The organism is Nocardia sp. NPDC004260, assembly GCF_053603155.1.
On record NZ_JBSGEZ010000149.1, the window covers coordinates 1 to 6,757 of the forward strand.

Consider the following 6,757-nt stretch of genomic DNA (forward strand, 5'->3'; position numbering starts at 1 on the left):
AACAATCCGTGAAGGCGATGGGCACACGTGAACCAGCACGTGCCGGTAGCGTTCCCTCACGCCAAGGTGCGACTGTGGATCAGTGCCGCAGCCGCGTCAGGGGCGGTGGTGCTGGTGTCGATGGTCAGGTCGGCCGTCGCGATTACGGGAGTCTCGTCCCATGCCTTCAGTCGTTCGGAAGTGTCGCCGGTAGCTCGGTCGACGATTCGTGCGGCGGCGGTCTCCCGTGAGCAACGAAGTGCGATGATGGTCCACTCCACGTTGGGAAACGCTTCCGTAACTGCTGTGATCACCTCGGGCTGTCCGGCGTGGACGACAGGAATCGCGTGGGCGTCGATAAGCTCGTCGAGTCCGTGCCGATCGATGCCGTATCGGGCTCGGTATCGCCGGTTCTGCCAGATCAGACTTCCAGCCGCTTGTAAGGCGTCGAACTCGGAGGCCGTGGTCATCCGGTATCCGGTGGTCCGGCCAGGACCTTCCTTCAGTCGCTCGTAGAGTCGATACCTGGAATCGAGCCGGGATAGGGCTGCGGTAATAGTGTCCTTGCCTGTTGCTGGTGCTCCGTACAGAAGAATCCCGGCGTTCATCGTGATTCTGACCGGAAGGAATCGACCAGGCGCTTGGCCTGGGTTTTGAGAGGTTCGCTACCAGGATCGTTGTCGATCAAAACGTGCTCGGTTCGTGGCCGGAAGTCCAGGTCGAGGTTCGCAACGTATTCGTCCCAGTGCGCGAGCTTGTGCGCATCGCGCCCAGCTCCGCGCTTCTTCAGATACATGTGCATCGTGTCTATCGAGCACTGGACCCAAACAAACATTGGGATGGCATCGTTCGTCTCGGCCGACGCAATGGCCTTGTCGAGCCACGCTTGGTTGTTGAACTCACGGATGTACGGCGCGGTAGCGATTACCGAGTTGCCGCACTCGACGTTCTCCTCGATGACGGCGGCAAGGGCGTCGTACTCGCGCGGGCGGATTCGGTCGAAGTAGATGGCGGAGTCGCGGTCGTTGACACTGTGTCCGAGGTCTTCGAGTGCAGGTTCAATCAGCGGACGAGCGATGGTGTCCTTATCGAGGATTGCCCAGTTCGTCAGACGGGCAAGCGTGCGGGCAAACTCGCTCTTCCCGCTCCCAGGAAAGCCGCCTACTCGTACGATTCGTGGCCGAACCGGGCGCATAGGTGATGACAGGGTGCGTCCGAGTTCAGCGGGTGTAGTTACGAATCGGCCGGATCGGTCCCTGGCCGTGATGTAACCGTCCTTCGCGAGGATCTCCATTGCGTCAGTGATGGTTCGCTGACTCGCTCGGTACTCCTCGGCTAGCTGTCGCGTCGTCTTAAGCCGCTCGCCATCACGGAGACGGCCTGACTCGATGTCGTTCCGGATGTCTTGCGCGATGCGTTCCGGCGCAGACGGCGAAGCGTGGTCACGATCCGGCACGAACTCTCCTTCGGTAGTAGTTGCTACACGCAGGGTATCAGTCTGCGCTGACAGGCTGACCTGCGGATATCTGTCCTCTGATAGTTGCTGAGTATTCACATATAAAAGCACTTGCTCTGGTAGGGAAGCGGTTGCTACCGTAGTGATGTACGGCACAGAGGGTGCATTCAAATTCGCAGAATCCAAGGAGATTGAGCAATGGCTTTGAAAGACGTGTGGTTCAGCGTGGACTTCGCGGAGGCGTTCCCGATGGGCCTGTTGCTGGTGGGTGAGATCGCGCCGGTGACGGAGTTCAGCCGGGATCGGAACGCGCCGAAGATTCAGAAGCAGGACTACGACTTCGAGGGCAACGGCACGGGTAAGCGGTTGTGGAAGGGCACCGTGATGGACCCGACGGGGATGGGTTCGAAGAACGCTTCGTTCGATGTGACGTTTGTGTCGGATGTGCAGCCGGTGCCGTCGGCGTCGCCGGTGTCGCAGGGCGTGACCCCGGTGGTGCTGGAGGGCTTGCAGATCAAGCCGAAGCTCGCGGGTTCGGGGGAGTTCAAGTCGATCGGCTGGGTTGTCCGTGCGACCGGGATTGCGGGTGACAACTCGGGTTCTAAGCAGGCTCCGGCCGATCCGGGTGCGGCGCGCCCGACCGGTAAGGCGGCGTGATCATGTCGTTCTTCAACACCACCGTTTCCGGTTTTGACGGGATCACCGCCGAGTACCACCCCGAGCGCGAATCGACCTATGACGGCGGTGTGATCCCAGCGACGGTTTTCATCGAGTTGTCCGGTGGGAATGCGTATTTGAGCTTGAGCATCGAGGATGCCCGCACGCTGGCGCAGGCCCTGCCGGGTGTTCTGGCAGAGCACGATGCCGTGGTGTCCGCGTCGGCGGATAAGGCGGCGTGATGAGTGCGGCGGATCAGCAGCAGTCGGGGTGGAAGCGCTGGGCTCGCTGGTCCGCCGCGGTCATCAGTGTCGCGGTAGCGGCGGCGGCGTTCCGGCTGTCGTTCACCACCCTTCGCGACCTCGGGGTGCTGGCGCGGATTCCGGCTGATGATGCCTGGTTGTTCCCGCTGATCGTGGACGGCACGATCTTGCTGGCCACCGCTGGCGTGCTGGCCTCGGATGAGAAGTCCGACCGCCGGTTCTTCGCCTGGGTGCTCGGTGTCGGTGCGGCGGTGTCGGTGGCGGGCAACAGTATTCACGCAGTGGCCTCGGGTCACCCGTTGCCGGGGTGGGCGGCGGCTGTGGTCGCGGCGGTGGCACCGATAAGCCTGCTGGCCGACACTCACGGGCTGGCTCTGTTGTTCCGCAGGGTGCAACGCGTCCCGGCTTCTGTCCCGGTGCCGGTGGTCGAGCCTGCCCCCGAGAAGGTCACGGCCGAATCCGAGCCTGAGCCGGGACCCGTGTCCGTCCCTGAGCCTGAGCCTGAGCCGCTTCCGGTGCCTGAGCCGGTGCGGGTGGCTGAGCTTCGTCCGGTGCCTTCTGCGCCGGTCCACATTCCTGTTCGTTCCTCGCGACCGCAGCAAACCATGCTGCCGATCGCTGTCCCTGTTGGGGGTTGAGATGACTGTTTCTGTTCCTGCTGTGGCGATGGGTGTCTCGTCGCTGGTGACCGTGTTGGCTGGTGTCGGGGTGCTGGGCACGTCCTCGGTCGCCCCGGCCCCGACCGTTCCGGCGGCCGCGTCCTCGTCGGCGGTGGCCACCACCACCGAGCGTCCGGCTCCTGCTTCGGATCGGTGCGTGATGTTCTGCGAGGACGTCGATCTCGGCCGGTCGGAGGTCGGCAAGGCTCCGGTGTCGTCCCCGGCTCCGGAGGGGTGCCGCTTGTTCTGCGAGTTGGAGCGCGGCCCGCAAGGTTGGGGGTTCTGAGATGAGTATCGCGAGTTCGGTGATGCTCGCCGGTGGTATGTGCACGGGTGCGTCGGCGCTGTGGTGGCTGCGGTCGCTGGCGGCGCGTGGTGGAGAGATGCAACCTGCTCGTGCAGCCAGGGAGGTCACCGCGGCTGCTCCGGTCGAGCTGCGTACGGCGGTGTCCGTGGTGACCGACTCGGGGCAACTGGCCCTGATGTGGCCTGCCCTGAAGCTGGGTTCGATCCAGATCGGCTACCCGAACGTCCTGTCAGCCACCTACACCGAGTTCGGCATGTCGGTAGAGGTTCAGATGTTGGGCGGTCAGTCGCTCAAGGACTGGAACAACGACAACACCCGTGCGGCGCTGGCTGCCTACTTCGGTGTCCCGTCCGTGACCGTGGTCGCCACCGATCCCGGGTTCGTCCGCTTGGATCTGCGGGTCTATGACACCCTCGCCGACACGGTACCGCTGCCGGGTTTGCCGTCGGTGATGGATGTGGACCTGGAAGCGGTCCCGGTCGGCGTGACCGAGGACTTCGACACCTGGCGACTGCGGGTGCTGTATGCGCACATCCTGCTGGCCGGTGCGACCGGCTCGGGTAAGGGCTCGGTGCTGTGGTCAATCATCGTCGCGCTCGGTCCCGCGATCAAAGCCGGATTGGTGGATCTGTATCTGGCTGACCCGAAGGGCGGCGCGGAGTTCGGCAAGGGCGAGAACCGGCTGTTCGTCCGCTTCGCAACCGACAACACCACCATCCTCGCGATGCTCAACGAAGCCGTCGAGCTGATGCGCGAACGTCTCGCCCGGATGCGGGCTGCCGGTCTGCGCAAGATCGTCCCGACCACGGATGAGCCGCTGATCCTGATCATCATCGACGAAGCCGCGTCGCTGTCGTCGTACGCGACCCGGGAGGAACAGCAGGAGTTCCGGCGCCTGACCGGGTTGTTGTTGTCGCAGGGGCGTGCGGCGGCGGTGTCGGTGATCGCGGCGTTGCAGGACCCGTCGAAGGAGACGATGCCCAACCGGCAACTGTTCCCCGTCCGCATCGGCCTGCGCCTGGACGAACCCACCCAGACTGGCATGGTCCACGGTCAGGGCGCGCGCGATCGTGGTGCGCGCTGTGACGAGATCTCCGATGAGACACCGGGTGTCGGGTACGTCGGGGAGGACGGCACGAGCGAGTTCGTGCGGGTGCGTTCGTACTTCGTCTCCGATGACGACATCGACGCGATCGTGGACGCGTACTCGCCTGCACCGCAGATCACCGGCCCCGCTGAGGACTACTCCGGGTTCGATCCCGATGACCTCGGCGACGGGGAGAACGGACCGGTGGCGGCATGAAACGAGGGTTCGTGACCGAAGTCCATGTCCTCATCTACTGCGACTGCTGCGGGGAGCTCTACACCGAGGAAACCGAGAACGCCTACGCCGACGCCGAAGGCATCTGCTTCGACTCGGTCAATCAGGCCGTGGAGTACCTCAACGCCCGCTCGGCAGCGGTGGGCTGGTTCTACGACGGTGACCGCGTCCTGTGCGACGCCTGCCGCGCCATCGAACGCGCTGACGCCGAGATCAACGACCTCTACTCGAAGGACTGAATCATGAAGCACATCAAGAACACTCGCAAGACTGTTGCCGCTGATGTCCCGTACCGGGACAACGTGATCGACCTGGCGTCCCGTCGTCGGGGACTGCTCGAGCGCCGGGGCGCGGACCCGGTCGAGATCGCCGTTCACCTGTGCGCGGCAACCGGGGAGATGCCCTCGTGGCAGGCGTGGGGGCAGGACTCCGACGATGACGGCGGGTGGGCGGCATGACCGTCCGCAAGCAGGTGCAGTGGGGCCTGCTGATCGGTGAAACCGTCCGCCCCCTGCCCAAAGCGCTGAACGTCTCGCAGGCGTACCTGATGGCCGACAAACCCAGCTACCAGCCCCGCGAGGGCGGCAAGCCCGTGATCGTCTACCGCGACCACGACGGCGAGATGTGGCGACGCTACAACGCCGACACCCCCGTACCGACGCAGCTGTCCTTGTTCGACCGAGAGGCATCCTGACCATGACCACACCCATCGATCTCGACAACGACAACGACCAGACCGTTCCGGCTCGCCAAACTGCCGCTGAGCGTCGGGCGCTTCCGAACTTCACCGATGTCGCCATAGCTACGGCGGAGAAGTTCGGGGTCTGCGTCCAGCCGATCACCATGCGATCGTTCGACCCGCGCACAGGCAAGGTCGAATACGTTGCCTCGCCCTGCAAGTCCACTATCGCCTCGGTGTGCAAGCCGTGCGCGGACAAGGCCCGCTGGCTGCGGATGACCCAATGCCGGGAAGGCTGGCACGCCGAAGTCGAACCGGTCGAGGAAACCCGCGACCCCTCCGATACCCAGACCGAATTGCTCACCACTCGCGCTGATCTGGCGCAGCAGTACCACCAAGCCCGCGACGACAGTGACGACGAGATGGCCGACGCCATCGGGGAACTGGTGGGCAGCCTGGACCGCGACCTTCGAGACTCCGGGTTCCGTGGCCCCATCCCGCCCTTGGATCCCACAGAGCGCAAGCGGCGTTCCCGCTCGACCAAACGGCGTCAGGACGTGCCGAACCTGCCCCGCAAGAAGGTCGAGCGCACCACCGTTGGGCGGGTGATCGGCGGGTACCGGTCCTCGATGATGGTCACCCTCACCATGCCGTCCTACGGGGCGATCAACCAGGACGGCGCGGTAGACGCTGAGGGCAAGCCGTGCTCGGACGGCTCACCCCGCAAGCCCGATGAGTACGACTACGCCCGGGCCGCCCGGGACATCGTGTTCTTCTCCAAGCTGGTCGACCGCTGGATTCAGAACCTGCGCCGCTGCGTCGGCTACGACGTCCAGTACTTCGCCACCGTCGAACCGCAGAAGCGCGGCGCTCCGCACCTGCACCTGCTGCTGCGCGGTGTGATCTCCCGGGAGATCCTGCGCATGGTCACCGCGGCGACCTACCACCAAGTCTGGTGGCCCCACTTCGACCCCGACAACGAGGTGTACTCCGGGGAGAAGATGCCGGTGTGGGACTACCGGGCCATGACCTTCGTGGACCCCGACACCGGGCAGGCGTTGACCGGCTGGGACGACGCCCTGGACGTGCTCGATGCCGTGGACGATCTGGAACCGGCCTACACCGTGCGGTTCGGCGAACGCATGGACCCCGGCCACATGAAAGGCTACATCCCCGGCGACAAGGCTGACCGGGCGATCGGGTACGTGACGAAGTACCTGACGAAGTCGATCAGCGAAGTCCTGGAGACGGACTCGACGCGCACCGCGATCCACTACGACCGGTTGCACGCGGAGTTGCAGCACACGCCGTGCTCGCCTCGGTGCGCGGTGTGGCTGCGCTACGGCATCGTCCCGCAGGGCGCCAACGACAAAACCATCCCCGGCCGGTGCAAGGGCAAGGCACACCGCCGAGACACCCTCGGCCTGCCCGGCCGT

11 protein-coding genes are annotated in these 6,757 nt (G+C 64.7%); 9 read left to right on the forward strand and 2 right to left on the reverse strand.

Features of this window, described 5'->3' with window-relative positions; translation table 11 throughout:
- Positions 1–56: 56 nt before the first annotated feature.
- Together ACWEO7_RS37440 and ACWEO7_RS37445 are read right to left on the reverse strand one after the other, a co-directional pair.
- On the reverse strand, positions 57–449 hold the full coding sequence (locus ACWEO7_RS37440; RefSeq protein WP_452430345.1) for a kinase: 393 nt from the start codon (positions 447–449) through the stop codon (positions 57–59).
- A gap of 134 nt (positions 450–583) precedes the next feature.
- Positions 584–1,435, reverse strand: coding sequence for a GntR family transcriptional regulator (locus ACWEO7_RS37445; RefSeq protein ID WP_452430347.1), 852 nt, complete (start codon positions 1,433–1,435; stop codon positions 584–586).
- 198 nt (positions 1,436–1,633) lie between these two features.
- Between ACWEO7_RS37445 and ACWEO7_RS37450 the strand changes: the two genes are divergently transcribed.
- From ACWEO7_RS37450 to ACWEO7_RS37490, 9 genes are all read left to right on the forward strand, one after another.
- A complete protein-coding gene (locus ACWEO7_RS37450; RefSeq protein WP_452430349.1) occupies positions 1,634–2,092 on the forward strand; it encodes a hypothetical protein in 459 nt (152 codons plus the stop codon).
- Between the two features lie 2 nt (positions 2,093–2,094).
- Positions 2,095–2,334 carry a hypothetical protein gene (locus ACWEO7_RS37455; RefSeq protein WP_452430351.1) on the forward strand — a complete coding sequence of 80 codons (240 nt, stop codon included), beginning with the start codon at positions 2,095–2,097 and terminating at the stop codon, positions 2,332–2,334.
- Positions 2,334–2,993, forward strand: a complete 660-nt coding sequence (locus ACWEO7_RS37460) for a DUF2637 domain-containing protein (RefSeq protein ID WP_452430353.1) — start codon at positions 2,334–2,336, stop codon at positions 2,991–2,993. The genes ACWEO7_RS37455 and ACWEO7_RS37460 overlap by 1 nt, the downstream gene beginning before the upstream one ends.
- 1 nt (position 2,994) lies before the next feature.
- Positions 2,995–3,300 (forward strand): hypothetical protein, encoded by a 306-nt coding sequence (locus ACWEO7_RS37465; protein ID WP_452430354.1) that lies wholly within the window; start codon positions 2,995–2,997, stop codon positions 3,298–3,300.
- A 1-nt stretch (position 3,301) separates the two neighbouring features.
- Positions 3,302–4,624: an FtsK/SpoIIIE domain-containing protein gene (locus ACWEO7_RS37470; protein ID WP_452430356.1), complete on the forward strand. Its 1,323-nt coding sequence runs from the start codon at positions 3,302–3,304 to the stop codon at positions 4,622–4,624.
- A gap of 11 nt (positions 4,625–4,635) precedes the next feature.
- Positions 4,636–4,881, forward strand: a complete 246-nt coding sequence (locus tag ACWEO7_RS37475) for a hypothetical protein (RefSeq protein ID WP_452430358.1) — start codon at positions 4,636–4,638, stop codon at positions 4,879–4,881.
- 3 nt (positions 4,882–4,884) lie between these two features.
- On the forward strand, positions 4,885–5,100 hold the full coding sequence (locus ACWEO7_RS37480) for a hypothetical protein (protein ID WP_452430360.1): 216 nt from the start codon (positions 4,885–4,887) through the stop codon (positions 5,098–5,100).
- A complete protein-coding gene (locus tag ACWEO7_RS37485) occupies positions 5,097–5,336 on the forward strand; it encodes a hypothetical protein (protein WP_452430362.1) in 240 nt (79 codons plus the stop codon). Before ACWEO7_RS37480 ends, ACWEO7_RS37485 begins: the two co-directional genes overlap by 4 nt.
- A gap of 2 nt (positions 5,337–5,338) precedes the next feature.
- The coding region (locus ACWEO7_RS37490; RefSeq protein WP_452430364.1) for a replication initiator at positions 5,339–6,757 on the forward strand (1,419 nt) is incomplete at its 3' end.

Coding starts and splice junctions, on each gene's coding strand:
- ACWEO7_RS37455 (WP_452430351.1), top strand. CDS start 2,095: ATGTCGTTCTTCAACACCACCGTTTCCGGTTTTGACGGGATCACCGCC.
- ACWEO7_RS37485 (WP_452430362.1), top strand. CDS start 5,097: ATGACCGTCCGCAAGCAGGTGCAGTGGGGCCTGCTGATCGGTGAAACC.
- ACWEO7_RS37480 (WP_452430360.1), top strand. CDS start 4,885: ATGAAGCACATCAAGAACACTCGCAAGACTGTTGCCGCTGATGTCCCG.
- ACWEO7_RS37460 (WP_452430353.1), top strand. CDS start 2,334: ATGAGTGCGGCGGATCAGCAGCAGTCGGGGTGGAAGCGCTGGGCTCGC.
- ACWEO7_RS37450 (WP_452430349.1), top strand. CDS start 1,634: ATGGCTTTGAAAGACGTGTGGTTCAGCGTGGACTTCGCGGAGGCGTTC.
- ACWEO7_RS37470 (WP_452430356.1), top strand. CDS start 3,302: ATGAGTATCGCGAGTTCGGTGATGCTCGCCGGTGGTATGTGCACGGGT.
- ACWEO7_RS37465 (WP_452430354.1), top strand. CDS start 2,995: ATGACTGTTTCTGTTCCTGCTGTGGCGATGGGTGTCTCGTCGCTGGTG.
- ACWEO7_RS37440 (WP_452430345.1), bottom strand. CDS start 449: ATGACCACGGCCTCCGAGTTCGACGCCTTACAAGCGGCTGGAAGTCTG.